This window comes from Bradyrhizobium tropiciagri, from assembly GCF_018130505.1.
Lineage (GTDB): Bacteria > Pseudomonadota > Alphaproteobacteria > Rhizobiales > Xanthobacteraceae > Bradyrhizobium > Bradyrhizobium tropiciagri_B.
The window spans coordinates 158,884-184,732 of the sequence record NZ_JAFCKH010000007.1 but is presented as its reverse complement, the minus strand read 5'-3'; the positions used below and the strand labels follow the sequence as shown (position 1 = coordinate 184,732).

The window sequence follows — 25,849 nt, the reverse complement described above, 5'->3', positions numbered from 1 at the left end:
CATCATGATCCAATCTCATTGATTGACCATGATCTTTTCGGAAAACCGGCTTCCACTTTTCCGGATCATGCGCTAGCCCGCGAGCTTCGCGACCACGTCGGCTGGAGTCATGTTGTCGCGCGAGCCGTCGCTGCGACGCTTCACCTCGACCTTGCCCTCCGCAAGCCCCTTCGGCCCGACCAGGATCTGCCAGGGAATGCCGATCAGGTCGGCCGCGGCGAACTTTGCGCCCGCGCGCTGATCGGTGTCGTCATAGAGCACGTCGACGCCCTTGGCCGAGAGGTCGCGATAGAGCTGCTCGCAGGCGGCATCGACTGCGCTGTCGCCCTGCTTGAGGTTGAGGATCGCTGCGCGGAACGGCGCCACCGCCTCCGGCCACTTGATGCCGGCATCGTCGTGACAGGCCTCGATGATCGCACCGACCAGGCGCGACACGCCGACGCCGTAGGAGCCGCCATGGATCGGCACGTCGACGCCATCAGGACCGGCCACCAGCGCCTTCATGCTGTCGGAATATTTGGTGCCGAAATAGAAGATCTGGCCGACCTCGATGCCGCGGGTGTTGAGCCGCTTGGCTTCGGGCACTTCGCTCTCGAAGCGCGCAGCCTCGTGCACGTCCTCGGTCGCCGCATAGACCGAGGTCCATTGCTTGATGATCGGGGCCAGGTCGCCCTCGTAGTCGACGTCCTCGCCCGGCACCGGCAGATCGAGCACGTCGCGGTTGATGTAGACGCCGGACTCGCCGGTCTCGGCGAGCACGATGAATTCGTGGCTCAGGTCGCCGCCGATCGGGCCGGTCTCGGCGCGCATCGGGATCGCCTTCAGGCCCATCCGCGCGAAGGTGCGCAAGTAGGCGACGAACATCTTGTTGTAGGAGCGCCGCGCGCCGGCTTCGTCGAGGTCGAACGAATAGGCGTCCTTCATCAGGAATTCGCGGCCGCGCATCACGCCGAACCGCGGACGCTGCTCGTCGCGGAATTTCCACTGGATGTGGTAGAGGTTCAACGGCAGGTTCTTGTACGACTTGACGTAGGCGCGGAAGATCTCGGTGATCATTTCCTCGTTGGTCGGCCCATACAGCAGTTCGCGCTTGTGGCGGTCGGCGATGCGGAGCATCTCCGGCCCATAGGCGTCGTAGCGGCCGCTCTCGCGCCAGAGGTCGGCGAGCTGCAGCGTCGGCATCAAGAGCTCGAGCGCGCCGGCGCGGTTCTGCTCCTCGCGGACGATCTGCTCGATCTTCTTCAGCACCCGGAAGCCCAGCGGCAGCCAGGCATAGATGCCGGCCGCCTCCTGCCGCATCATGCCCGCGCGCAGCATCAGCCGATGCGAGACGATCTCCGCCTCTTTCGGGTTCTCTTTCAGGATGGGCAGGAAAAACCGCGACAATCGCATGGGGTTACTCGGAGAATCAGAGGTGCCTTAGAAGGACTGCAGTGAAACCGGATCGGGTGCGAAAACACAAGGCCGCTTCAGATCAAAAACCCTTCAAATCAGGCGAATTTCGGCCATTTGAGCGGATTGCGCGCCGCACCGGCCGCCCGGCAGATGGGCACTGCGTTACCTGACCTCGAAATCGTCTTCCAGTGTCACTTTCTTGAAATCGGTCACCAGGGCGTCGATCCGCATGTGCCAGCGGCCGGGGAACGGCAGCGGCACCTTGCTCAGGTGCCAATAGCCGTCGCCGCCCGGCGAGGCGCGGCGTTCCATCGGTCGGATACCGCGTTCCGGCAGGCTCAATATCAGCGTGGCCTCCTTGGCGGCGAACGGGCTGGCATCGCCGTTCATCAACTGCAGCGTAAAATCATTCGGTCCGATCCGGCCCGGTGCGATCAGCACCTGGAACATCGCGGCATCGGTGTGGATGTGGACCGCGAGCGGAACCTCTGCCGACATCGCCAGCGCGCGCGGCGGCGGCGTGAAGCGCCAGCCCGCTACGAGGCCGAGGATCGCGATCATCAGCAGGAATTCGAGCGCGATCGAGCGCTGCAGCGGCCGCGTCCGGTGGAATTCACGTTCGATGGCCGGAGTGAAGACCAGCCGGTTCAACGCCGCGAAGGTGAGCAGCAGCGACACCAGCACGAGTTTCCAGAGCAGGATGTTGCCGTATCCGGTGTCGATCAGCGCGCGAAAACTGTCGACTTGCACGACCGCAAGGGCGAGGCCCGACGCGGCGATCAGCGCCACGATCGGCATCGCGAGCGTCGAGAACCGCCACAGCACCCGCAGCAGCGTATCCTTGCGCTGCCAGGCGAGCACCGCCAGCGGCGCCAGCGCGCCCATCCAATAGGCGACGCCAATGCCATGGATGAACAGCGCGGTCCGGGTCAGCCATTGCGGCGAGGCGGTGGCGGCATGGCCGCTGACCGCAAACGACAGCCCGACACAGATCATGGCGATCGTGGTGCGTACGAAGGCCGCATTGAACGACGGACTGCGCCAGGCGATCGCGGCGATCAGCATGGCCGCGATCGCGAGCAGCAGGGCGATGAACAGGCTGGTCCCGGCCGCGCTGGCCCATGCCGCCCAGGTCAGGATGCCCGACAGCGGCAGGTTCAACAGGTCGACGCCCTGCAAGCCGAGCGAGACAACCGCGCTGGCGAGGCCGATCTTCAGCGACCACATGATCAGGCCTTCGCCGGCCGGGCCCTGCCCGATCCAGGCGGCGAAGAACACGCCGCCGACGCCGGCAAACAGTCCGACATAGAGCCCGAGCCGCGCCAGCCAGATCAGCGCGTCGACCAGGCCGTCGCCGGACGGCGTGGCCGAGCCGGTCACTTCGCCGATCGAGAACAGCAGCGATCCCGCGACGGGATGACCGTCCTGCGACACCACGCGATAGCTGATGACCTGCGTGCCCCGCGGCAGACCGGCCGGCAGGGTCACCATCACCGATTGATCGACAGCGCGGATCGCCACATCGCGCGGCCGGCCCGCTGCATCGAGCAGGCTGACCGCGGTCGGCGCCACCGCTTCGTTGAAGCGGAGCACCACCATCTTCGGCGCCTCCGTTAACACGCTGCCGTCGGCCGGCTCGGCGCCGATCAGGACGGCATGCGCATGCGCCGCGGTTGCAACACACACCGCAAGACACACCACCGCCAGCAGCGCGGCGAGCCTTGCGAGGCGCCGCACGGCTTTAAGTCTTCGGCAGCAGCTTGACGCCGGGCGCCGGCGTCTTGCTGCCGTGATCGTGGCCGCCGCCCTGCCCTTCGGCCGGAATGTCGATCCAGCGGCTGACGCCCTGCTCGCATTCCTGGACGACCGGAAAATACAGCACCGTGTTCGGCTTCAGCGTGTCGGTGAGAAATGTCTGCATCACGAACTCGTCGTAATTCTGATCCGCGAGCTTGCCGCCACTCCAGGCCACCTCGGTCACGCCTTCGGAGATTTTGGCGCCGTGATAGTCGTATTGCACGGCGTATTTGCCGCTCACCGTATCGAGGGTCCAGCCGGCCTTCGGCATCGGCTTCACGCCGATCACGCCTTCCGGAATTTGGATACGGATCTTTACCGTCGGCGATCCCGCGCAGCCATGCGGCACCGCGAACACGGCCTTGTAGTAGGAGCCGACGGCCGCCTGCTTGCGCTCCAGCGTGATGTGCGCCAGCGCCGGCGACGCTGAGATCAGCGCCGCCGCGGCAATGAGGAGCTTGTGTGACCGCATCACCGTCTCACATCTTCTTCATGTCCATGTGGCCGCCGCCATGGCCACCCCCTTGGTCACCGCCGGGCGACTGCGCACCGACCGACTGCACGTCGAGCGACACCGTGACCTTGCCGGCCTTCTCGAACTGCAGCGTGACCGGCACCTTGTCGCCCTGCTTCAGCGGGTTCTTCAAATCGAACATCATCAGGTGCAGGCCGCCTGGCGCCAGCTTCACCGTCTTGCCGGGCTCGATGGCGAGACCCTTGTCGAGCGGGCGCATCTTCATCACGCCGTTGTCCATCGCCATCTCGTGGATCTCCACCCGGCCCGCGATGTCGCCCGAGCCGCCGACCAGCCGATCGGGCGCCGTGCCCTTGTTCTCGATGGTGAGATAGCCGCCGCCGATCTTGGCGCCGTTTGGGGTGGCGCGCGTCCAGGCCTGGCTGATCACGAGATCGCCGGCCTTGATGTCCTCGGCGCGCGCGGATGTGGAGATGACTGCGGCGGTCAGCGCGGCTAGCGCGAGGATGCGGGAGAGCGTCTTCATGGCTACGGATTTCCTTATGCGTTGATGTTGCTTGTTACCGGATGGCTGCAGCCTGCGCATCGGACCATTTGCTCAGGTCGGCGATTTCGGCCGATCCCTCGATCGTCGTGATCGTTCCGTCGCGCGCCACCAGCATGGTGCGCGGGATGTCGCCCTGCCATGCCGGGTCGATCTCGTATCGCAGCCGCTCGGCAAAGCCGTCGCCGAAAATCCAGTTCTCGGCCGATGCCAACCCGGCGCGATCCAGCATCGACCGGGTCGCGTCCGGCAGGTTGGGCACCAGATCCGCGCTGATCGTCACGACGTCAACACCCGGATGATCCTTCATGAACTGGCCGAGCTCGGGCAGCTCGACCTTGCACGGTCCGCAGGTCACGCCCCAGAAATGGACCAGGGTCGGATGTCCCTTGTGCGCACGCAACAGCTGCTGCCAGCTGCCGCGCTCGAATTGCTTCAGCGCGCCCTGCTCCGCCGCCGGTGCAGGCGCCAGCGTGCCGAGCAGGATGAGCGCCGCGAGCAGATGGCGTTTCATGGTTCGCTCCCGATCGCCAGGAAATGATAGCCGTCTGCCTTGGTCATCCACGACAAATAGGTATGCCGGCGGTCCGATACGAGCAGCGGATGGTCGGAGCTGTCGGCCGTGTCGGCAATCGCCGTGGGCTTCGACCAGGTCGCTCCGTCATCGTGCGAGATCATCTGATTGATCGTCGTCTTCTGCCCGTCGAACTCCTTCCAGACCATCACGAGCCCCTGCGGTCCCGCGGCGATCTGCGGCCGCGACGGGCTGCGGTTCGGCTGTCCGATCGGCAGCGGATCGGAGAAGGTCTTTCCGCCGTCGCGCGACTGCGCATAGAACAATCCCTTGCGCGTCTTGCCGTTGGTGTACCACGTCACATGATAGGTGCCGGCGGGCGAGATGGCGAGGCTCGGACCGTGATGCGGGCACGCGGCGATCTGCCAGTCGTCCCGGCTGACCCGGTGCACCTCGCCGGGTGTCGCCAGATCGGTGAACGTCACGATCGCATGATCGCGCACGCCGCCCTCGAAGATGTTGCGGAAGACGACCACCGGATGGCCGGCACCATCGAACGCAAGTCCGAGCCGGCAGCACTCGCAGGTGTTGTCAGCGACAAGCTTTGCATCGGAATAGGTCGCGCCGCCATCCTTCGAGGTCGCGACGAACAAACCGGCGCCGTCGTATTTTTGGCCGCGCTGCTGCGCCGGCACGCGATTGCGCTTGTCGAGCCAGGCCGCGAATACGGCGCCGGAAGGATCGAAGCCGATCGCCTCGAAGCGCTGGCTTTCATTGTTCGCGGTGATCGGCTTCGGCTGATCGAACCTCCGTCCGCCGTCGCTTGATCGCGTAGCGAGCACCTGGCCGTTGAAGGCCTGATCGCGGAAGATCGAGAACGCCAGCGCGATGCCGCCCTTGGCGTCGATCGCGAGCTTCGGCCGGGCGTCCGGGCCCCAATCCAGGTTGAGCCGCTCCCGCGTCACCTGCACCGGTGTCGAGAAGGTCGCGCCCTGATCCTTCGAGCTCGCGACCGAGATTTGCCCGCCCGCCATCCAGGCGAGCCACAACGTGCCGTCAGGTCCGAAAGCCGGCGTGACCCTGGTCGCGCAGTGCAGATCGGTCTCGTCGCACGCCGCTTCGGAGGCGTGCTGATGGCTCATCTGTGCCGCGGCAAGGCCCGGCAGCGCGACCAGCATGATCGCCGCCAGCGCGGCCCGAACCAGAGGACTGCAATATCGCATCGATGCGCTCCTCATTTGAACGCGATCTTCATGCCGGCCACGAATGCGCGCGGCGACCCGGCATAGATCGAGCCGGTCGTGTTTGCCAGTAAGCTCGCAGGATTTTGAACGCCGGCCGCCGTCACCGAATTCGCGATGTTGTTGGCCGAAGCCACATAGGTGCGGTCGAACACGTTCCGCACCTCGAGGTACAGGTTCAGGCTTCTGAAATAATCAGACACGAGATCGGTCTTGTAGTGCAGGTTGAGATTGACGAGCTCATAGCCCGGCGCCTTCAACAGATTGGCATTGTCCATGTAGAAGGAGTCCTTCCACTGGACCTCGACGAAGCCGCCGAGCCCTTGCAGCGGACCCCACATCTGGTCGTAGCCGAGCCGGGCCGTGAGCTCGTTCGGCGAGATGCCGGGAATTTTGTTGCCGGCGCGGTTGAAGGTGAACCCGCTGATGCTTTCGACGTAGTCGGTATAGACCTCGTCGAGATAGGTGTAGGCGGCGGAGAAGCGCCAACCGGGCAGAAACTTCCAGTCCGCGGCGAGTTCGACGCCGCGATGCTCCGAACGCGGCGCATTGAAAGTAAAGCTCGCGCCGGCGACCGGCGTTGCCTGTGACACCAGTTCGTTCTTGAAGAACTCATAGAACGCTGTCGCGCTCAGCGTCAGAGCCTTGTTCGGCGTCCAGTCGGCGCCGAGATCGTAGCCCAGATTGGTCTGCGACTTGAGCGCGGTGTTGTTGCCCGGAAGGCCGCTGGGAAGGACGAACAGGTTGCTGACCTGCGGAGTGCCGTAGCCGGTCGCTACCCGCGCCCGCCACTGCCATTCACTATCCGGCCTGTAGAGCAACGCAAACTCGGGCGCGGTATTGGTGAACTGCGGCGCGGCTTTCGTGACGGTCGGGACGACGACAGATGGGTTGTTCAGGACCGGATACCCGAACGCTGTATTGACGCCATTCAAGGTCGTCGTTTCCCAGCCGATACCGGCGACCGCGGTCAGCGACGGAACAAGCTTGAGTTCCTCACGCGCGCGTACACCGTAGTTGGTCGTCGACTGGTACTGACGGCTCTGCAGCAGGCCGAGCGTGGCATCGCCTCCCGGCTTCACGTTGACCGTATCGCTGGTGGTCGTCAGCGTATTGTACCAACCGCCGACGAATGTCGTGGAATCCATCCCGAACAGTTCGCCGCGTTTGGTGACGTCACTCATGTAGTTATAGGAGGGGAAATCGCCGATCGCGCTGGTCGCACCCGTGGGCTGGTTGATGTTGCGGTCGTCGAATACGAACTGGTTGCGCCAGGTGGTCGTGTTGTCGAAGTCGTGCTCCCATCGGCCGCCGACGATGGTCCGACGATCATCGCGTCCGAAGCCGGCGGCGATCGCCGTCTGAGCTGACCTGGCGCCGTTGAAGCCATTGATGAGCAGCGACTGGGTTCCGCAACCCGCCGTACCCGGCACTTCGCAGCCGGACTGGAATGGGTTCTGATAGTATTGGTTCAGTGACAGCCTCACCGGCAGCCGCGCGCTCAGATCGTTGTTGATCAGCTTGACGGTGAAGCGATCGTCCGGCGTTGCCTGAAGGGTGGCGAGGAAGTTCACCGTCTGGGTGTTGAACCAGCTGTTCTGGATAAAACCATCGCCGCGCGTGTCGCTGGCGAACAGCGAGGCTTCGAAATTGCCGACCTTCTTGCCGGCGGCGAGGTAGTTGTTGAGATAGCCGAAGCTGCCGCCGTCGACACCGTATTCGATGCCATCGATGCTGCCGCCGGGCCGGGTCCGGAAATTCAGCGCGCCGCCGGTCGCGTAATTGCCATAGAGCGCCGATGACGGGCCGCGGATCACGTCGATCGCGCCATAGGCATGCGGATCGATCAGATCGCTGCGCGACAGGCCGTCGGGCTGGGTGACCGGGAACCCGTCGTCGAAGATCACGAGGTTGCGGATGCCAAAACCGTTGCGGGCGTTCGATCCGCGGATCGAGATGCCGAAATCGCGCGGGCCGTTGCCCTGCTTGATCGAGATGCCCGGGCTGTCGCGCAGCACGTCGGCGACCGAGAACGAGGGCCGGTTGTCGAACTGGCTGCGGTCGATGGTGGTCTGGGTCTGGCCGGCGGGCGCCTGGTTCAGACCGTCGCGTGTCGCCGCAAGCGTCTCGCCGGGCGTCGCGCCGCGCGAGGGGGCCGCCGCTACCGCCGGCACGACCCGCGGCTTCGGCGCCCGCCGCACCGAAGCGGCCCGGGCGCGCGGCTTCGCCGCGGCCGGTTTGGCGCGCGTCGCCTGCGGGGCGTCGACCGTGACGGCCGGCAGCTCGGCGCCTGACGTCTGGGCGTTCGCTCCGGTTGGACTGCCGGCGAGCGCGGCGCCGAGTGCGAGCACACCTGCCCCGCCCAGCGGATGATGACGTAACATGGAAGAATCCTGACACCGGCTCTCTGGCCGGCTTGCTCAAGGGCACTTGCCGGCGCGCGAGGTGCGCACCGGCCGCGAGACCATTGTCAGGAGAGCAACGGTGGCGCGCGGGCTTGTGCGGGCGAGCCGGCGCGCGAGCAGTCGAGTTCGTTGGTGAAATCGTGCCAGGCGACCTGCCGCGGAGCGCGTTCGATGCGCGCGACCGACGGCGGCGGGCTATCAACGGGCGCACCGGTCTGCAGCACGCTGCAGGCGGAACAGCAGCCGGCATGGGCGCCGGTCTGATCGCCCTGCCCGGCACCGCCACTCGAATCGCCGTGGCAGATGGTGGCCCTGGCCAGCGGATCGGACGCGGCAAGGCTCGCCGCCCAGCAGGCCCCGATCGGTGCGAAGATCTGCACCAACAGGGCAACCAGGACGATCGGCAAGAAGTTCTTGAGCCGCCCGCGCATCGCAAAACCCATCCCGGGAGGAACTAACCACCACATCGGCTAGAAGTCGAGACACAGCAGTGCGCCGTTTATTCCAGCCCGCGGAAATGAACGCAGCCGTGGCGCGCGCGGCAAGCAGTCTAACAGACTGCCGTATCTCTTTACCCCATCACGCGTTTTCCACTCACCCTCACAACCGTCAGTGGCAACATCCCAATCATTTCGCAAATTGCTCGAAATTTGAACAATCGTTGCCGAAAATGGTGACAAGCCTGGAAAGATGGTCTACCACTTCGGGCTCAGGCCAGCCGCGAGGCGTGTCCTGGTGGTCCAAGTCTCGGGAGGAGCCCGACGCGCACAAGCAGCGTCACCCCATCAATCAAGATCAAATCGAATTTTTGGGGCAAATAGGGTCGACACAATTTTTGGAGCAGGGCTTGGAGCCCTGCTCTTTTTTTATGTGATGATCGCATCGCGCTATGACCTCATCATCAAATCCAATCGAACACAGTTTCGACCTCGCCGCCGCGCGCTGCGATGATCTGACGCCGCTCGTCTATCGACGGCTGTTTCGCGAACACCCCGAGACGCAGGCGATGTTTCGCACCGAAGGCAGCGAGCACGTGAGAGGCTCGATGCTGTCGCTGACGATCGAGGCGATCATCGATTTTGCAGGCGAGCGCCGCGGACATTTCCGGCTGATCGAATGCGAAGTGTCGTCGCATGATGCGTACGGCACGCCGCGCGACTTGTTCATCGCGTTCTTCGGCGTGATCGCCAACGAACTGCGCGACATCCTCGGCGATGATTGGTCCGACGAGATCGATGCTGCGTGGCACAAGCTGCTGCGCGACATCGACGCCGTCGTGGCGCAGCAGAAACATCTCGCGGCGGAGACACCGTAGCGTCGCCGTTCCGATTGTGACACACTCCCGTGATCCGCGGCGCGTGCAACTGACGCCGACGGTCAAAAAATGAAGAGGGAGCAAGCAACGATGCCAGGGATGGACAAGTCGTCGACGACGAGGCGCGACCTTCTGCAACTCGCGGCAGCCGGTGGCGCAGCCGCAGCGATGTTCGGCGCGATGGGTCCGGCGCTCGCCGCCGAAATGGGCCGCTCGGAAAAGCCGCTGAAGGCCGCCTTCTCCAACGCCGGACTGCAGGCGACGTGGTGCGCGCAGGGCAAGCAGGCCGCCGAGTTCTGGGGCAAGCTATTCAATGTCGAGGTCACCTGGTTCGACGGCCAGCTCGACGCCGTCAAGCAGCGCGCCGCGATCGACAACATGGCCTCGCAGAAGTGGGACTTCGTCGCCATCCAGGCCTTCGGCATCGGCACCCTCACCCAGCCGGTGCAGAAGATGATCGATGCCGGCACGCCCGTGATCGACATGGACACGCTGATTGCTCCGCTCGACCAGATCAACGTCCACTCGTTCCTCGCGCCCGACAACGAGTTCATGGGCGCCTCGGTGACGCAGGCGCTGTGCAACGCGATGGGCGGCAAGGGCAAGATCATCATGACCCAGGGCGCGCTCGGCCACACCGGCGCACAGGGCCGTGCCAAGGGTTTTAACACGGTCGTGAAGCAGTTCCCGAACATCGAGGTGCTGGACACCCAGCCCGCGGACTGGGATGTCTCGAAGACCGCCCGGCTCTGGGAAACCTATCTGACGAAGTATCCGCAGATCGACGCGGCGTTCTTCCACAATGACGACATGGCGCTCGCCGCCTACAACATCATGAAGGCGCGCAACCGCACCAACATCCTGATCGGCGGCGTCGACGCCATGCCGCCGGCGATCCAGGCGGTCAGCGAAGGCCGCATGTTCGCGACCGTGCGCAATCCGTCCTGCCGCATCCATGGCGGCGCGATCGTCGCCGGTGTCGCGGCCGTGGTCGGCGGCGAGAAGAGCGGCCAGGGCATCCCCAAGCACGTCATCACCGACGGTCCGGTCGTGACCAAGGCCAACGCGCCGGGCATGCAGTGGATGGAGGATCACTTCCTGATCTGAGCGGCCCGCATGTCGCAGGGACGCGCCCCGATCCTGGAATTGAAGGACATCACGAAGGCCTTCGGCGGTGTCGAAGCCCTTCGTGGCGTCGACTTCGCGCTTCACGCCGGCGAGATCCATGGTCTCGTCGGCGAGAACGGCGCCGGCAAGAGCACGCTGATGAAGATCATCGCCGGCGTGCACCCGGAATTTTCCGGCCGCTTCATGCTCGACGGCAAGGAGACGCGCTTCCGTTCGACCCGCGACGCGCATGCCGCCGGCATCGGCATGGTGCATCAGGAGCTAAGCGTGGCGCCTGATCTCACCGTCGCCGAGAACGTCTTCCTCGGCAACCAGCCGACCAACCGCCTCGGCCTTGTGCAATGGCGGCGGATGGCGCGCGAGGCGGGCGAGCAGCTGTCGCGATTCGGCATCGACGTCGATCCGATGACGCGGCTCGGCGACCTGCCGATCGGCCTGCAGCAATTGATCGAGATCGCCCGCGTGCTGTTCTCCGGCGCGCGCATCATCATCCTGGACGAGCCGACCTCCGCGCTCTCGCCCCCCGAGGTCGAGCGTCTCTTCGCCACGCTGCGCAGGCTGCGCGAGGAAGGCACCAGCATCGTCTTCATCTCGCATTTCATCGAGGACATCCTGCGCGTCTCCGACGTGGTGACCGTGTTCCGCAACGGCCGCAAGGTCACCGAGACCCGGTCCGCTGAGACCAGCAAGGGCGCGCTGATCGAGGCGATGATCGGCCGCGGCGGCGAGGCGCTGGAGCACAGCTACAGCGACGACCTGATGCTGCCGCCAGCCGGCGGTGGCCGGACGGTCCTGAAAGCCGACCAGCTCTCGCTCGGCCGCAGCCTGCAGGACGTCTCCTTCGAGGCGCGCTCCGGCGAGGTGCTCGGCGTCTACGGCTTCATGGGCTGCGGGCAGCTCGAACTGTCGCGCATCCTGTTCGGCAAGCTGAAGCCGGATGGCGGCACGCTCGCGGTCGATGGCGCCGCGAAGACGTTCCGCAGCACCGCGGCCGCGCGGCGCGCCGGCGTCGCGCTGGTGCCGGAGAGCCGCCGCGCGATGCTGTTCCACCAGGAGCCGGTCTACAAGAACATCTCGATCAGCATCCTGGAGCGCATCTCCGCGCTGCTGCTCAAGCCGGTGACCGAGCGCGCCATCGCCAAGCGCCAGGTCGAGCAGCTGCAGATCAGGCCGCCGGTGGTCGGCCTCGACCTCGGCATGCTGTCCGGCGGCAACCAGCAGAAGGTGGCGCTGGCGAAATGGCTGACCTACCCGCCGCGCCTTTTGGTGCTGTGCGAGCCGACCCGCGGCATGGATGTCGGCGCCAAGAACGACGTGATCAACATCGTCCGCGACCTCCGGGCCAAGGGCCTTGCGATCATCGTGCTGTCGACCGAGCCGGAGACGGTGCTGTCGCTGGCCGACCGGATCCTGGTGCTGAAGCGCGGCGCCGTGGTGCGTGAATTTGCCGGTGAAGCGGTCAGCAAGGACCGCCTGCTGGAAGCCGCCTGAGGGAGAGACGTATATGACGAGCAGTGACAGCGCGGCGAGCCCTGCGGATCACAAGCGGCCGCGCGGGCTGGCGCCGTTCCTGCGCTCGCAGATGCGCAATATCGCGCCGTTCCTGACCCTGATCCTGCTCAGCGGCTTCTTCGCGATCGCGAGCCCGTCCTTCGCGACGCTCGACAATGTCGGCAATATCCTCACACAGGTATCGGTCACCGGCATCATCGCGGTCGGCCTCACCTTCGTGATCCTGTGCGCGGAGATCGACCTGTCGATCGCCAGCATCGCCAACGTCACCGGCATCGCGGTCGCCTACTTCACGGTGCAGGAATCCTACGTCAACATCGCCAACGTGCCGATGCCCGGCTGGGCCGCGATCCTGCTGGCGCTGGCGCTGTGCGCGCTGCTCGGCCTCGTCAATGCGCTGGGGCTGACCGTGATCGGCATCCCCTCCTTCATCATGACGCTGGCGATGATGCAGATCGCGGCCGGTGTCTCCGCGATGCTGGTGCGCGGCCAGATCGCCTACAAGGTGCCGCCGCTGATCACGACGCTCGGCTCCGGCTCGATCGGCGGCATCCCCTGGATCGTGATCGTCGCCGCGGTGATGCTGCTCGGCGGCCATCTAGTACTGACCTACACGCGGTTCGGCCGCTACGTCTACATGGTCGGCGGCAATCGCGAGGCCGCGGAGTTCGCCGGCCTCAACGTCAAGCTGATCCTCGGCGCGGTGATGGTGATCTCGGCGGTGTGCTCGGGGATCGGCGGCATGCTCGGCGTCGCGCATTTCGGCAGCGCGCAGCAGAACGAGTTCGACACCTATCTGCTCGACTCGATCGCGGCTGTGGTGGTCGGCGGCACCAGCCTGTTCGGCGGCCGCGGCGGCATCGGCAACACCATCGTCGGCCTGTTCGTGCTCGGCGTGCTCAACAACGGCCTCGACCACGTCAACATCGACAGTTTTCTGAAGATCCTGATCCGCGGCCTGATCCTGCTTGCGGCGCTGATCATCAACGTCTACGCCCAGCGGCTCCGGGAGAAGGCGGTGGATTAGAATGGTGGAGATGAGCACACAGCTCTGTCCACCCGTCGTCCCTGCTTTGCAGGGACGACACTGAGTGTGTGGCACATCGCTAGCCAAACAACGCGGTGTCATCAGCCGGCTCGACCGGGTGATCCAGTATTCCAGAGACGGCAGTGCTTGAGCCGAGGGGCCGCGGCGTACTGGATCGCCCGGTCAAGCCGGGCGATGACGGCGGTGGGTGTGGCCGCACCTCCGTCAGGCGAAATCCGGCTGCCAACCACGCACCTCGCGCGCTGCCGCGGTGACGGCGCCGATCGTCGTGAACGACGGTGTGTCCAGCATCATGGTGCGAGCCAGCTTCAGGCTGCGCGCCTCACAGATCGCGCGCTGCTTCTCGTCAGTGATCCACTCGAAATCGATGTTGTGCGCGAGGCCGAGGATGCGGCGGATGGTCTTGGCGGCGGCGAAACCGACCGTGTCCTGGAACAGCCGCGCCATGTAGGCCTGCCGCTCGGCCTCCAGCCGAGCGGCGCCCGCCTCGCCTGCGAACAGCGATACGGGATAGCCGTCGCCCTTCGCCTCGCTGCGCCACAGCGCGAGAAACCTTTGTGAGAACCCGGTCCAGACGTCCTCGATGGTTTCGAGCAGCCAGGCCTCGAACGACGCCCGTTCGCCGGGCGTGCGCTCGTGGCCGGCGGAGGCGAGATAGGCCATCAGGAGATTGCCGACGACGGCTCCGATATCGAAACCCATCGGGCCGTAGAAGGCGAACTCGGGGTCGATCACCTGCGTGTCCGTCTCGGTGACCATGATCGAGCCGGTGTGCAGGTCGCCGTGCAGCAGCGCTTCCGGGCTCGCCATGAACTTCAGCTTGAGCCTGGAGATCGCGACATGCAGGTCGAGATCGTCGCGGAACGCGGCGGCCGTCGCGTCGAGATACGGCGCGGTCCAGCGGTTCTGCTCGGCGATACGGTAGGGATCGGTGAAGATCAGATCCTCGGTGATCTTGCACAGCGCGTGATTGCCGGCGAAATCGGCGATGCCCTGCTTCTTCTCCGCGGCCGACAACGCGAGGTCGGAGGTGAAGAACAGCGTCCGCGCCAGGAAGGTCGAGATGTCATCGACGAAGCGCGGATAGCGCGCGCCTTCGATCAGCCCCTTGCGCATGATGATGTGCGGCTCGAGCAGTTCCATCGCGGTCAGCGCCAGCGTGTCGTCGTGATGCAGCACGGCCGGCACCAGCTTCGGCGCCAGCCGCGCCTGATGCACCAGGGCCATGTGCTCGAAATGGGCGCGCGAGAGCGGCAGCGGCCAGCTCTCGCCGACCAGACGCACGTAGGGCAGCGCCTGCTTCACCGCGATGCTGCCGCTCGCGCCCTTGACGATGAAAACGAGGTTGAGATTGCCGTCGCCGACCTCGCTGATCGACCAGCTTGCCGGCGTGCCGCCGAGCCGGCTGGCCACGGCGGGGAGCGCCGCGAGATAATCCCTGAGATCGGTTTCCCGCAGGATGCGGTATTGACTCGCCCCGGAGCCCGGCTGCGCCTGCAGGTTCATGTCGTCCCCTCCTCCGCATGTGCCGGGGCGAGGTTGATCCTCACTCCCGCGATGGGCCGGTCTCGGCTTATTGCAGCGTCAATTGTGAAAGTCCGGCATCCCCATCAGTTTCGACAGCCGCTCGATCGAGAGATAGCCGGCGTAATAGGCCCACATCCCGATTGCAAAAATCACGGCCGAGAGCAGCGTGGTCCACAGCAGCTTGCGGCCCATCCGCGCCAGGATCGGCGCGCCGGGATCGGTGCCGGGCGCGCCGACGCCGTCCTCATGCTGGCTGCGCACGCCGAACGGCAGCGTCAGGAACAGCGTGAGCCACCACAGCACGAAGTAGATCGCAAGGCCGGTGGAGATCTGGTAGGCCGAGAAAGTCATGCGCCTCAGGCCTGCTCGATCTCGACCAGCGCGCCGGAGAAATCCTTGGGGTGGAAGAACAGCACCGGCTTGCCGTGGGCGCCGATCTTCGGCTGGCCGTCGCCGAGCACGCGGGCGCCGTCGGCGATCAGGCGGTCGCGCGCGGCGATGATGTCGGGCACGTCGTAGCAGATGTGGTGGATGCCGCCGTCGGCGTTGCGCTCGACGAACTTTGCGATCGGCGAGACCTCGCCGAGCGGCTCGATGAATTCGATCTTGGTGTTGGGCAGGGTCACGAACACGGTGATGACGCCATGCTCGGGCAGCGGCACCGCATCGGAAATCTCCGCATTGAAGGCGGTGCCATAAATCCTTGCGGCGCTCTTCGCGTCCTTGACCGCGATCGCGACGTGATTGAGCCGGCCCAGCATGTCTCTCTCCCTTTATCCAGCGCAGTATCCGGAAAGCCGCTTCGCGCTTTTCCGGATCGCGCGTCAAACCGTCAGAACGTGCACGAGGCAGATCGGCTTCTTGCCCCAGTGCTCATTGATGACGGCGCGTACCGCGCGGCGCACCGATTCTCCCAGCGCATCCGGATCGCGCCGCCGCGGCTTCGGCAGGCCCTCGATCGTCGATACCACGACGTCGAACACGATGTCGTCGAGCAGCTCGCCGGCCGCATTCTTCTCCGGCATGCCGACGAGATCAACCTCGGGATCGTCGGCCAGTTCGCCCTGCCCGGTCATGGCGACGGCGACGAAGGCGCAGCCGGCAAAGCCCATCCGGCGGCGCTCGACCACGGCGCGCGACTTGGAATCCTCGAGGATGGTGCCGTCCTTGTAGAGCCGGCCGGCCGGCACTTCGCCGATGATGCCGGGCTCGCCGGGGCCAAGCTTGATCAGGTCGCCGTTGCGACAGGTCAAGACCTTCGGCACCCCGGCCGAGCGCGCAAGCTTGGCGTGCTCGGCAAGGTGCAGCGCCTCGCCGTGCACGGGGATCAGGAGCTGCGGCCGCACCCAGGAGATCATGTCGCGCAGCTCGTCGCGGCGCGGATGGCCGGAGACATGCACGAGGTGCTCGCGGTCGGTGATGATCTCGACGCCCTGCGCCACCAGTCCGTTGATGATGCTGCCGACCGCCTTCTCGTTGCCGGGAATGGTGCGGGAGGAGAAGATCACGGTGTCGCCCTTGTTCAGGGTGACCTCGGGATGGTCGTCATTGGCGATCCGCGCCAGCGCGGCGCGCGGCTCGCCCTGACTGCCGGTGCACAGCGCCAGCACCTTGTCCGGCGGGAAATGGCCGTAGACGTCGGTGCTGCGGAATTTGTGCGAGCCGTCGAGATAGCCGCATTCGCGCGCCACCTGCACCACGCGCTCCATGGCGCGGCCGACCACCACGACCTCGCGGTCGGCGGCATTGGCGGCATCCGCCACCGCCCGGACGCGGGCGACATTGGAGGCGAAGGTGGTGACCGCGACCCGGCCCTTGGCCGCCTTGACCAGCTTCTTGATGGTGGCGGCGACCTCGGTCTCCGACGGCGAGCGGCCGTCGCGCACCGCGTTGGTGGAATCGCCGACCAGCGCCAGCACGCCTTCGTCGCCGAGTTCGCGCAGCCGCCGCTCGTCGGTCGGCGGGCCGATGATCGGGGTCGGGTCGATCTTCCAGTCGCCGGTGTGCAGCACCGTACCGACCTCGGTCTTGATCGCCAGCGCATGCGATTCCGGAATCGAATGCGCCACCGGGATGAACTCGACATTGAACGGGCCGATATCGACCCGGCCGCCCGAGGGGATCACCGTGACCGGGATCTTCGGCGGGTTGCGCTCGGCGGCGCATTTGGCTTCGAACAACGCGGCGCTGAATTGGGTCGCGTAGATCTTGCAGCCGAGCTTCGGCCAGAGGTCGATGATGGCGCCGAAATGGTCCTCATGGGCGTGCGTCAGCACGAGGCCCATCAGATTGTTGCGCTCCTTCTCCAGGAAGCGGACGTCGGGCATGATCAGGTCGATGCCCGGCAGATGCTCCTCGTCGCCGAAGGAGACGCCGAGATCGACCGCGAGGAAGGAGCGCTGGTGGCGGTTGCCGAGCCCGTAGATCGACAGGTTCATGCCGATCTCGCCGACGCCGCCGAGCGGCGCGAAGGTCAGTTCATCCGGCCGCGCCATCAGACCGCCCTCGCCGAGGCCGCGTTGCCGAAATAGACATCGCCCGCCGCGATCGGGATGCGCCGGCCTTCGGGCGTCCGCACGATCAGGCAGCCGGTCTCGTCGATGGTGTCGAAGATGCCCTCGATGGTGGTCGTCCCCGTGTTGATCGCGACCCTGTCGCCGAGCCCGGCGGCGCGCTCGAGCCAGCGCCGGCGGATCTCGGCAAAGCCGCGGCCGTTGTCCCAGATGCCGCGGTGCTCGACCCAGGCATCGGTCAGCGCCGTGAACAGTTCTTCCGCGCTGATCTGGACGCCGAGCTCGGCGAGCGACACCGCAGGTGTCGGCATGCCCTCGGGCGCCGCCACGACATTGGTGCCCATGCCGACGACGACCGCGAGACGGCTGTCGACGGCCTCGGCCAGCACGTTGATGCCGACGAGCTTGGCCCCGCCGGCCAGCACGTCATTCGGCCACTTCAGCGCGTATCGCGGGCGGCCGGGACCGAGCCGAAGCGCGGCCTCGACGCTGACCTGCTCGAGGGCGGCCTCCTGCGAGAGACCCGCGACGAAGCCAAGCGTCGCGGCAACGGCGGGCGCGACGTCGATCACCTCGAGGATGCTGCAGGCGAGGTTACCGCGCGGCGCGATCCAGGCCCGCTGCCGCCGCCCCTGCCCCGCGGTCTGTTCCGCGGCCACGAACCATTGCGGCCCCTGCCCGCCATCACGGGCGTGCTGCATGGCCTCCGTGTTGGTGGAGCCGACCTGATCGAAGGCGGCGAGCATGTAGCCGGCCGATATGGCGCGGGGACCGAGCGCGAATGTCATACCGATATTCTGCGCATGATTGCCCCCGAAAGCCAGTCTCGACTTTTCGGGTTCAGAAAAGCGACTTCGCCGCCGCGGTGGCGACGCTCACCAGCGGCCCCGGATAGGCGAAGAAGAAGATGTTGAAGATGCCGGCAACCGCCAGCACGGTGCGCAGCTCGATCCGCATCGGGTCGAGCTTGGCGAGCGGCTGGTCGAAATACATCACCTTGACGATCGACAGATAGTAGAACGCGCCCACCACGCTGGTCAGCACGCCGATCACCGCGAGCGTGAACAGATTGGCCTTGATCGCAGCGACGAACACGTACCACTTGCCGAAGAAACCGGCCAGCGGCGGCACGCCGGCCAGCGAGAACAGCAGCATCGCGAAGACGAAAGCCAGCAGAGGGTTGGTGCGGGACAGGCCGGCGAAATCGCTGATCTGCTCCACAGCCTGGCCGTTGCGCTTCATGGCAAGGATGATGGCGAAGGTGCCGAGCGTCATCGCGACGTAGATCGCGATGTACATCAGCACGCCCTGGGCGCCCTCGACGGTGCCGGCGGCCAGCCCGACCAGGGCAAAGCCCATATGGCCGATCGAGGAATAGGCCATCAGCCGCTTGATGTTGGTCTGGCCGATCGCCGCGAACGAGCCCAGCGCCATCGAGGCGATCGAGACGAAAACCAGGATCTGCTGCCACTCGGTGACGATGCCGGGGAACGCGGTCAGCGTCGCGCGGGTGAACACGGCGAGCGCCGCGACCTTCGGCGCCGAGGCGAAAAACGCCGTCACCGGGGTCGGCGCGCCCTCGTAGACGTCGGGCGTCCACATGTGGAACGGCACCGCCGAGACCTTGAAGCAGAGGCCGGCGAGCAGGAACACCAGGCCGAACACGATGCCGATGCTGCCCTTGGTCGCGGCCGCCGCAATACCGGCGAAGCTCACCGTGCCGGTGAAGCCGTAGATCAGCGAGGCGCCGTACAGCAGCATGCCGGACGACAGCGCGCCGAGCACGAAATACTTCAGGCCGGCCTCGCTCGACTTGGCGTTGTCGCGCTGGCTCGCGGCGACGACGTACAGCGCAAGGCTCATCAGCTCGAGGCCGAGATAGAGCGAGATCAGGTCGCCGGCCGAGATCAGCACCATCATGCCGAGCGTCGACAGCAGCACCAGAATCGAGAACTCGAAGTTGCGGTTCGAAGGCTGCGACAGGAATTCCGTCGCCAGGATCAGCGTCGCGCCGGAGCCGATCAACGCCAGGATCTTCAGGAAGCGGGCGAAGTCGTCGACGATGAAGCTGCCGCCGAAGGTGACGAGCTTGCCGGCCGGCAGCCACAGCTCGAGCACCCCGGTCAGGATCAAGAGGCACACCGACAGCGCCGTGACCAGCCGCGTGGTCCCCTGCCCGCGATAGGCTCCGATCATCAACAGCACCATGGCGCCGACCGCGAGCACCAGCTCCGGCAGCACCGGCTGCAACTGATAACCTGCACTGGAAAAGCTCATGGCGGAGGCCTTACTGCGTAACCAGCGCGGCTGCCTTCACGGCAGTCACGGCGGTATTGTAATTATTGACGAGCTGCTGCACCGAGGCGGCCGACATGTCGAGCACCGGCTTCGGATAGACGCCGAACAGGATGGTCAGCGCGATCAGCGGGAACAGCGTGACGCATTCGCGGAAGGTCAGGTCCTTCATCGACATCAGCGACGGCTTGACCAGCGCACCGAACACGATCTTGCGGTAGAGCCACAGCGCGTAGCCGGCCGACAGGATCACGCCCGTGGTGGCGAAGAACGCGGTCGGCAGCGACACCTTGAAGGTGCCGAGCAGTGACATGAACTCACCGACGAAGCCGCTGGTGCCGGGCAGACCGACATTGGCCATGGTGAACACCATGAAGGTCAGCGCGTAGAGCGGCATCCGGTTGACGAGGCCGCCATAGGCCGCGATCTCACGGGTGTGCATGCGGTCGTAGACCACGCCGACGCAGAGGAACAGCGCGCCGGAGACGATGCCGTGCGAGATCATCTGGAACATGCCGCCGGCAACGCCCTGGGTCGTCACCGCGAAGATACCCATGGTGACGAAGCCCATATGCGCGACCGAGGAGTACGCGATCAGCTTCTTCATGTCCTCCTGCATCAGCGCCACCAGCGAGGTGTAGATGATGGCGATGACGGAGAGCGTGAACACGAACGGCGCGAAGTCATGCGAGGCCAGCGGGAACATCGGCAGCGAGAAGCGCAGGAAGCCGTAGCCGCCCATCTTCAGCAGGATCGCGGCCAGGATCACCGAGCCCGCCGTCGGCGCTTCGACGTGCGCGTCCGGCAGCCAGGTGTGCACCGGCCACATCGGCATCTTCACCGCGAACGAGGCGAAGAAGGCGAGCCAAGCCCAGGTCTGCAGCGAACGCGGCACCGCGGTGTGCATCAGGGTCGGGATGTCGGTGGTGCCGGCGTTCCAGTACAGCGCCATGATGGCGAGCAGCATCAGGACCGAGCCGAGGAAGGTGTAGAGGAAGAACTTGAACGAGGCATAGACCCGGCGCGGGCCGCCCCAGACGCCGATGATCAGGAACATCGGGATCAGGCCGCCCTCGAAGAACAGATAGAACAGCACGAGGTCGAGCGCCGAGAAGGTGCCGACCATCAGCGTTTCCAGGATCAGGAACGCCATCATGTATTCGCCGACCCGGGTCGTGATGGCCTTCCAGCTCGCGATGATGCAGAGCGGCATGATCGCGGTGGTCAGGATGATCAGCGGCAGCGAGATGCCGTCGACGCCCATGTGGTAGGTGATGCCGGTGGCGAGCCAGGACGCCTTCTCGACGAACTGGAAGTCGGTCGAGGCCGGGTCGAACCGCGCGACCAGGATCAGCGAGATCACGAAGGTGATCAACGTGGTCCACAGCGCGATCCAGCGCGCGGTGCGGTTGGCGCTCTCGTCCCCGCCCCTTGCGAGCAGATAGACCAGGATCGCGCCGACCGCCGGCAGGAAGGTCGTGACCGAAAGGATAGGCCAAGTCATCTTACTGGCCTCCCAAGCCGAACATGAACCAGGTGATCAATCCGGCGGCCCCGATCAGCATCGCGAACGCGTAGTGATAGAGGTAGCCGGTCTGCAGTTTGACGACGTTACGGGTGACGTCGAGCACGCGGGCGGAGACGCCGTCGGGCCCGAAGCCGTCGATGACGAAGCCGTCGCCCTTCTTCCAGAGCTGGTAGCCGATCCACTTCGCGGGGCGCACGAAGATCAGATCGTACAGCTCGTCGAAGTACCATTTGTTGAGCAGGAACTGGTACAGCATCGGCTGCTGGTTCGCGAGTTCGACCGGCAGATACGGCCTGCGGATGTAGAACAGGTACGAGACGAACAGGCCGAGCGCCATCATCACGGTAGGTAGCGGCACAAGCCAACCCGGCATGTGCTCCATGTTCTCGAGGATATGCGGGTTCATCTTGACGGAGTCGCGGAAGAACTCCTCGACGCCGTGCGGGCTCGCGAAAACCTCCTTGAACGGCAGGCCGGCGAGGATCGAGCCGGCGGCGAGCACGCCGATCGGCACCAGCATCCACATCGGGCTCTCATGCGCCGCCTCGTAGTGCTTCTGGTCGTGCGGCTCGCCGAAGAACGTCTTGAAGATCAGACGCCAGGAATAGAACGAGGTCAGGCCGGCGGCGGCGATCGTCAGGATGTAGGCGTAGGTCGCGAACGGGTTGTGCGCGGCATAGGCCGACTCGATGATCGCATCCTTGGAGAAGTAGCCGGCGAACAGCGGGAAGCCGGTCAGCGCCAGCGTGCCGACGCACATCACCGCGAACGTGTACGGGATCTTGCGCCACAGGCCGCCCATGTTGCGGATGTCCTGCTCGTGGTGCATCGCGTAGATCACCGAGCCGGAGCCCAGGAACAGCAGCGCCTTGAAGAAGGCGTGCGTGAACAGATGGAACATGCCGACCGAATAGGCGCCTGCCCCCATCGCCACGAACATGTAGCCGAGCTGAGAACAGGTCGAATAGGCGACGATCCGCTTGATGTCGTTCTGCACGAGGCCGATGGTGGCCGCGAAGAACGCCGTGGTGGCGCCGAAGAACATCACCACCGCCTGGGCGGTCGGTGCCAGTTCGAACAGCGGCGACAGCCGCGCCACCATGAAGACGCCGGCGGTGACCATGGTCGCGGCGTGGATCAGGGCCGACACCGGGGTCGGGCCCTCCATCGCGTCCGGCAACCAGGTGTGCAGCAGGAACTGCGCCGACTTGCCCATCGCGCCCATGAACAGGAAGATGCAGGCCAGCGTCAGCGCGTCGGCATGCCAGCCGAAGAAGTTGATGGTCTTGCCCGTCAGGCCCGGCGCGGCATGGAAGATCGTCTCGAAGTCGACCGAGCCGATCAGCATGAAGACCGAGAAGATGCCGATCAGGAACCCGAAATCGCCGACCCGGTTGACGATGAAGGCCTTGATCGCCGCCGCGTACGCCGAGGGCTTCTGGTACCAGAAGCCGATCAGGAGATAGCTCGCAAGGCCGACGCCTTCCCAGCCGAAGAACATCTGGACCAGATTGTCCGCGGTCACCAACATCAGCATCGCGAAGGTAAACAGCGAGAGATAGCCGAAAAACCGCGGCCGGTTCGGATCCTCGTCCATGTAGCCGATGGAATAGAGGTGGACGAGCGCCGACACCGTGTTGACCACGACCAGCATCACCGCGGTCAGGGTGTCGATCCGCAGCGACCACGCCACTTGCAGGTCACCCGAATTGATCCAGGGCAGCAGCACGACGCGCGCGTCATGATGCATGAAGCCGACATCGGCCAGGGCGAACCACGACAGCGCCGCCGAGACGAACAGCAGCCCGGTGGTGATCAGCTCGGCAGCGCGCGAACCCGCGGCCGGCGGCTCGGCGACGTGGTGGTCGTCGTGGCCATGGTCGTCATGTCCGTGATCGTCATGCCCGTGATCGTCATGGGCCGCCGCGGCATGGGCATGGGCGTCGCCATGCGCATCGTCGTGATGATCGACGGTGTCGCCGCTCGGGTTGCGCGCGTGCGCGCCGGCCAGCGAGATGATCCCCGCAAGGATGGCGCCCAGCAGCGGCAGGAATACGATTGCCTGGTACATCGGCGCGCTAGCCCTTCATCAGATTGACGTCTTCAACCGCGATCGAACCGCGGTTGCGGAAATACACCACCAGCACGGCAAGACCGATCGCGGCCTCGGCCGCCGCCACCGTCAGGACCAGGAGCGCGAACACCTGGCCGACGATGTCGCCGAGGAAGGTCGAGAACGCCACCAGGTTGATGTTGACCGACAGCAGGATCAGCTCGATCGACATCAGGATGATGATGATGTTCTTGCGGTTGAGGAAGATGCCGAGGATCCCGAGCGTGAACAGGATCGCGGCAACCGCGAGATAGTGCCCGAGCCCGATCGTCATTTCACCCACTCCGCCGCATCGGCATCCTGCAGGCCCTGCCCCGACGCCACCTTGCGCAGCGCCATCGCCATCTCGGGCGTGCGCGCGTTCTGCACGTTGATGTTCTGCCGCTTGACGTTGGCCTTGTGGCGCAGCGTCAGCACGATGGCGCCGATCATCGCGACCAGCAGCACCATGCCGGCAAGCTGGAAGTAATGGATGTACTTCGTATAGAGCACGAGGCCGAGCGCCTCGGTGTTGCTGACGTTGGTCGGGATCGCCGCCGTGATGGTCTTGGTGACCGACGGGTTGATCACCCAGGCACCGACAACCATCAACAGCTCGAACATGAAGATGCCGCCGATCACGATGCCGATCGGCAGGTACTGGATGAAGCCCTCGCGCAGCTCGACGAAATCGACGTCGAGCATCATGATCACGAACAGGAACAGCACCGCGACCGCGCCGACATAGACCACGATCAGCATCATGCCGAGGAACTCGGCGCCCATCAGGATGAACAGGCCGGAGGCGTTGACGAAGGCCAGGATCAGATACAGCACGGAGTGCACGGGATTGCGCGAGACAATCACCATGACCGCCGAGGCCACGCAGATGGTGGCGAACAGGTAGAAGAACAGCGCCGGAAGGATCATGCCCTCACCTCACCGGTACGGCGCGTCGAGCGCGATCGACTTCGCGATCTCGCGCTCCCAGCGGTCGCCATTGGCGAGCAGCTTGGCCTTGTCATAGAAGAGCTCCTCGCGGGTCTCGGTCGCGAATTCGAAATTCGGGCCCTCGACGATGGCATCCACCGGGCAGGCCTCCTGGCACAGGCCGCAATAGATGCACTTCACCATGTCGATGTCGTAACGGACCGTGCGGCGGGTGCCGTCGTTGCGGCGCGGACCGGCCTCGATCGTGATCGCCTGCGCCGGGCAGATCGCCTCGCACAGCTTGCAGGCGATGCAGCGTTCCTCGCCGTTCGGATAGCGGCGCAGCGCGTGCTCGCCGCGGAAACGCGGCGAGATCGGGCCCTTCTCGAAGGGATAGTTCAGTGTCGGCTTCGGCTTGAAGAAATAGCGCATGGCGAGGAAGAACGCCGAGACGAATTCCGAGAGCAGAAGCGAGCGGGCAGTTGCGTTGACGTTGACACTCATGACGGCCTCACTTCGGCGCGATGCCGGCGAACTGCAGCACGCCGGCCACGATCACCACCATTGCCAGCGACAGCGGCAGGAACACCTTCCAGCCGAGCCGCATCAGTTGATCGTAGCGGTAGCGCGGCACGATCGCCTTCGCCATCGCGAACATGAAGAACATGAAGAACACCTTGAGGGCGAACCAGACGATGCCCGGGATCCAGGTGAACGGCGGCAGATTGACCGGCGGCAGCCAGCCGCCGAGGAACAGGATCGTCGCCAGCGCGCACATCGTGGTGATCGCGACATACTCGCCGAGCATGAACAACAGGTACGGCGTCGAGCCGTATTCGGTCATGAAGCCGGCGACCAGCTCGGATTCGGCTTCGACGAGGTCGAACGGCGGACGGTTGGTCTCAGCCAGCGCCGAGACGTAGAACACCACGAACATCGGGAACAGCGGCCACACGTACCAGTTCAGGATCGTGAGCTGCGGCAGCCCGATCAGGTGCGCGAGCCCGCGGGTGTTCTGCGCATCCACCACATGCGACAGGTTCAGCGAGCCGGCGCAGAGCAGCACGGTGATGATGACGAAGCCGATCGAGACCTCGTAGGACACCATCTGCGCCGCCGAGCGCAGCGCGGCGAGGAACGGATACTTCGAGTTCGACGACCAGCCGGCCATGATCACGCCGTAGATCGACAGCGACGAGATCGCGAAGATGTAGAGGATGCCGACATTGATGTCGGAGATCACCCAGCCCCAATCCATCGGGATCACGGCCCAGGCGGCCAGCGCCAGCACGCAGGAGACCAGCGGCGCCAGCAGGAACACGCCCTTGTTGGAGCCATCAGGAATCACCGGCTCCTTCAGCACGAACTTCAACAGGTCGGCGAAGGACTGCAGCAGGCCGAACGGGCCGACCACGTTGGGGCCGCGACGGATCTGCACCGCCGCCCAGATCTTGCGGTCGGCGAGCAGGATGTAGGCGATCGCGATCAGGAGCACGACCAGCAGCAGCACGCTCTCCGCGACCATGACGATCAGCGGCCAGAGGAAGCCGGTCCAGAACGAGCTTGCGAAGAAATCAGCCATCAGGTCAC

At 65.2% G+C, this 25,849-nt stretch carries 24 protein-coding genes; 4 read left to right on the top strand and 20 right to left on the bottom strand.

The window, feature by feature from the left end; all coding sequences use genetic code 11:
- Positions 1 to 72: 72 nt before the first annotated feature.
- The 8 genes from proS to JQ633_RS19115 form a co-directional block, all read right to left on the bottom strand.
- A complete protein-coding gene (gene proS / locus JQ633_RS19150; RefSeq protein WP_211986609.1) occupies positions 73 to 1,392 on the bottom strand; it encodes a proline--tRNA ligase in 1,320 nt (439 codons plus the stop codon).
- Positions 1,393 to 1,557: 165 nt separating this feature from the next.
- Positions 1,558 to 3,132: a CopD family protein gene (locus tag JQ633_RS19145; protein WP_211986608.1), complete on the bottom strand. Its 1,575-nt coding sequence runs from the start codon at positions 3,130 to 3,132 to the stop codon at positions 1,558 to 1,560.
- A 4-nt stretch (positions 3,133 to 3,136) separates the two neighbouring features.
- Positions 3,137 to 3,664, bottom strand: a complete 528-nt coding sequence (locus tag JQ633_RS19140; protein ID WP_211986607.1) for a YcnI family copper-binding membrane protein — start codon at positions 3,662 to 3,664, stop codon at positions 3,137 to 3,139.
- 7 nt (positions 3,665 to 3,671) lie between these two features.
- Positions 3,672 to 4,193, bottom strand: coding sequence for a copper chaperone PCu(A)C (locus JQ633_RS19135; RefSeq protein WP_211986606.1), 522 nt, complete (start codon positions 4,191 to 4,193; stop codon positions 3,672 to 3,674).
- Positions 4,194 to 4,227: 34 nt separating this feature from the next.
- Positions 4,228 to 4,725 carry a TlpA family protein disulfide reductase gene (locus JQ633_RS19130; protein WP_211986605.1) on the bottom strand — a complete coding sequence of 166 codons (498 nt, stop codon included), beginning with the start codon at positions 4,723 to 4,725 and terminating at the stop codon, positions 4,228 to 4,230.
- Positions 4,722 to 5,948, bottom strand: a complete 1,227-nt coding sequence (locus JQ633_RS19125) for an exo-alpha-sialidase (protein WP_433995667.1) — start codon at positions 5,946 to 5,948, stop codon at positions 4,722 to 4,724. Before JQ633_RS19125 ends, JQ633_RS19130 begins: the two co-directional genes overlap by 4 nt.
- Before the next feature lie 11 nt (positions 5,949 to 5,959).
- Positions 5,960 to 8,350, bottom strand: coding sequence for a TonB-dependent receptor family protein (locus JQ633_RS19120; RefSeq protein WP_211986604.1), 2,391 nt, complete (start codon positions 8,348 to 8,350; stop codon positions 5,960 to 5,962).
- Positions 8,351 to 8,436: 86 nt separating this feature from the next.
- Positions 8,437 to 8,802: a DUF2946 family protein gene (locus JQ633_RS19115; RefSeq protein ID WP_211986603.1), complete on the bottom strand. Its 366-nt coding sequence runs from the start codon at positions 8,800 to 8,802 to the stop codon at positions 8,437 to 8,439.
- A gap of 458 nt (positions 8,803 to 9,260) precedes the next feature.
- On the opposite strand from JQ633_RS19115, the gene JQ633_RS19110 reads away from it, so the two are divergent.
- The 4 genes from JQ633_RS19110 (at position 9,261) to JQ633_RS19095 (ending at position 13,353) form a co-directional block, all read left to right on the top strand.
- Positions 9,261 to 9,686, top strand: a complete 426-nt coding sequence (locus JQ633_RS19110) for a globin (protein ID WP_211986602.1) — start codon at positions 9,261 to 9,263, stop codon at positions 9,684 to 9,686.
- A 99-nt stretch (positions 9,687 to 9,785) separates the two neighbouring features.
- Positions 9,786 to 10,793, top strand: coding sequence for a sugar ABC transporter substrate-binding protein (locus JQ633_RS19105; protein ID WP_433995666.1), 1,008 nt, complete (start codon positions 9,786 to 9,788; stop codon positions 10,791 to 10,793).
- A 9-nt stretch (positions 10,794 to 10,802) separates the two neighbouring features.
- The gene (locus JQ633_RS19100; protein WP_211986600.1) at positions 10,803 to 12,305 is read left to right on the top strand and encodes a sugar ABC transporter ATP-binding protein; all 1,503 of its coding nucleotides are present in this window, start codon (positions 10,803 to 10,805) and stop codon (positions 12,303 to 12,305) included.
- A gap of 13 nt (positions 12,306 to 12,318) precedes the next feature.
- A complete protein-coding gene (locus JQ633_RS19095) occupies positions 12,319 to 13,353 on the top strand; it encodes an ABC transporter permease (RefSeq protein WP_211986599.1) in 1,035 nt (344 codons plus the stop codon).
- A gap of 225 nt (positions 13,354 to 13,578) precedes the next feature.
- Here the strand turns inward: JQ633_RS19095 and mtnK are convergent, their stop codons facing one another.
- The 12 genes from mtnK to nuoH form a co-directional block, all read right to left on the bottom strand.
- Positions 13,579 to 14,880, bottom strand: a complete 1,302-nt coding sequence (mtnK, locus tag JQ633_RS19090) for an S-methyl-5-thioribose kinase (RefSeq protein WP_211986598.1) — start codon at positions 14,878 to 14,880, stop codon at positions 13,579 to 13,581.
- A 78-nt stretch (positions 14,881 to 14,958) separates the two neighbouring features.
- Positions 14,959 to 15,252 (bottom strand): DUF1467 family protein, encoded by a 294-nt coding sequence (locus JQ633_RS19085; RefSeq protein ID WP_211986597.1) that lies wholly within the window; start codon positions 15,250 to 15,252, stop codon positions 14,959 to 14,961.
- A gap of 5 nt (positions 15,253 to 15,257) precedes the next feature.
- Entirely contained in the window at positions 15,258 to 15,662 is a 405-nt protein-coding gene (gene mce, locus JQ633_RS19080; RefSeq protein ID WP_211986596.1) for a methylmalonyl-CoA epimerase, read from the bottom strand.
- A 63-nt stretch (positions 15,663 to 15,725) separates the two neighbouring features.
- A complete protein-coding gene (locus JQ633_RS19075; protein WP_211986595.1) occupies positions 15,726 to 17,396 on the bottom strand; it encodes a ribonuclease J in 1,671 nt (556 codons plus the stop codon).
- Positions 17,396 to 18,202, bottom strand: coding sequence for a biotin--[acetyl-CoA-carboxylase] ligase (locus tag JQ633_RS19070; protein WP_211986594.1), 807 nt, complete (start codon positions 18,200 to 18,202; stop codon positions 17,396 to 17,398). Before JQ633_RS19070 ends, JQ633_RS19075 begins: the two co-directional genes overlap by 1 nt.
- A gap of 52 nt (positions 18,203 to 18,254) precedes the next feature.
- Positions 18,255 to 19,691, bottom strand: coding sequence for an NADH-quinone oxidoreductase subunit NuoN (gene nuoN, locus JQ633_RS19065; RefSeq protein ID WP_211986593.1), 1,437 nt, complete (start codon positions 19,689 to 19,691; stop codon positions 18,255 to 18,257).
- A gap of 10 nt (positions 19,692 to 19,701) precedes the next feature.
- A complete protein-coding gene (locus JQ633_RS19060; protein WP_211986592.1) occupies positions 19,702 to 21,213 on the bottom strand; it encodes an NADH-quinone oxidoreductase subunit M in 1,512 nt (503 codons plus the stop codon).
- Between the two features lies 1 nt (position 21,214).
- The gene (nuoL, locus tag JQ633_RS19055) at positions 21,215 to 23,308 is read right to left on the bottom strand and encodes an NADH-quinone oxidoreductase subunit L (RefSeq protein ID WP_211986591.1); all 2,094 of its coding nucleotides are present in this window, start codon (positions 23,306 to 23,308) and stop codon (positions 21,215 to 21,217) included.
- A gap of 7 nt (positions 23,309 to 23,315) precedes the next feature.
- Positions 23,316 to 23,624, bottom strand: coding sequence for an NADH-quinone oxidoreductase subunit NuoK (nuoK, locus tag JQ633_RS19050; protein ID WP_076857700.1), 309 nt, complete (start codon positions 23,622 to 23,624; stop codon positions 23,316 to 23,318).
- Positions 23,621 to 24,259, bottom strand: coding sequence for an NADH-quinone oxidoreductase subunit J (locus JQ633_RS19045; protein WP_211986590.1), 639 nt, complete (start codon positions 24,257 to 24,259; stop codon positions 23,621 to 23,623). Before JQ633_RS19045 ends, nuoK begins: the two co-directional genes overlap by 4 nt.
- A gap of 9 nt (positions 24,260 to 24,268) precedes the next feature.
- Positions 24,269 to 24,763: an NADH-quinone oxidoreductase subunit NuoI gene (gene nuoI / locus JQ633_RS19040; protein ID WP_066511816.1), complete on the bottom strand. Its 495-nt coding sequence runs from the start codon at positions 24,761 to 24,763 to the stop codon at positions 24,269 to 24,271.
- 7 nt (positions 24,764 to 24,770) lie between these two features.
- Positions 24,771 to 25,841: an NADH-quinone oxidoreductase subunit NuoH gene (gene nuoH / locus JQ633_RS19035; protein WP_211986589.1), complete on the bottom strand. Its 1,071-nt coding sequence runs from the start codon at positions 25,839 to 25,841 to the stop codon at positions 24,771 to 24,773.
- Positions 25,842 to 25,849 lie beyond the last annotated feature (8 nt).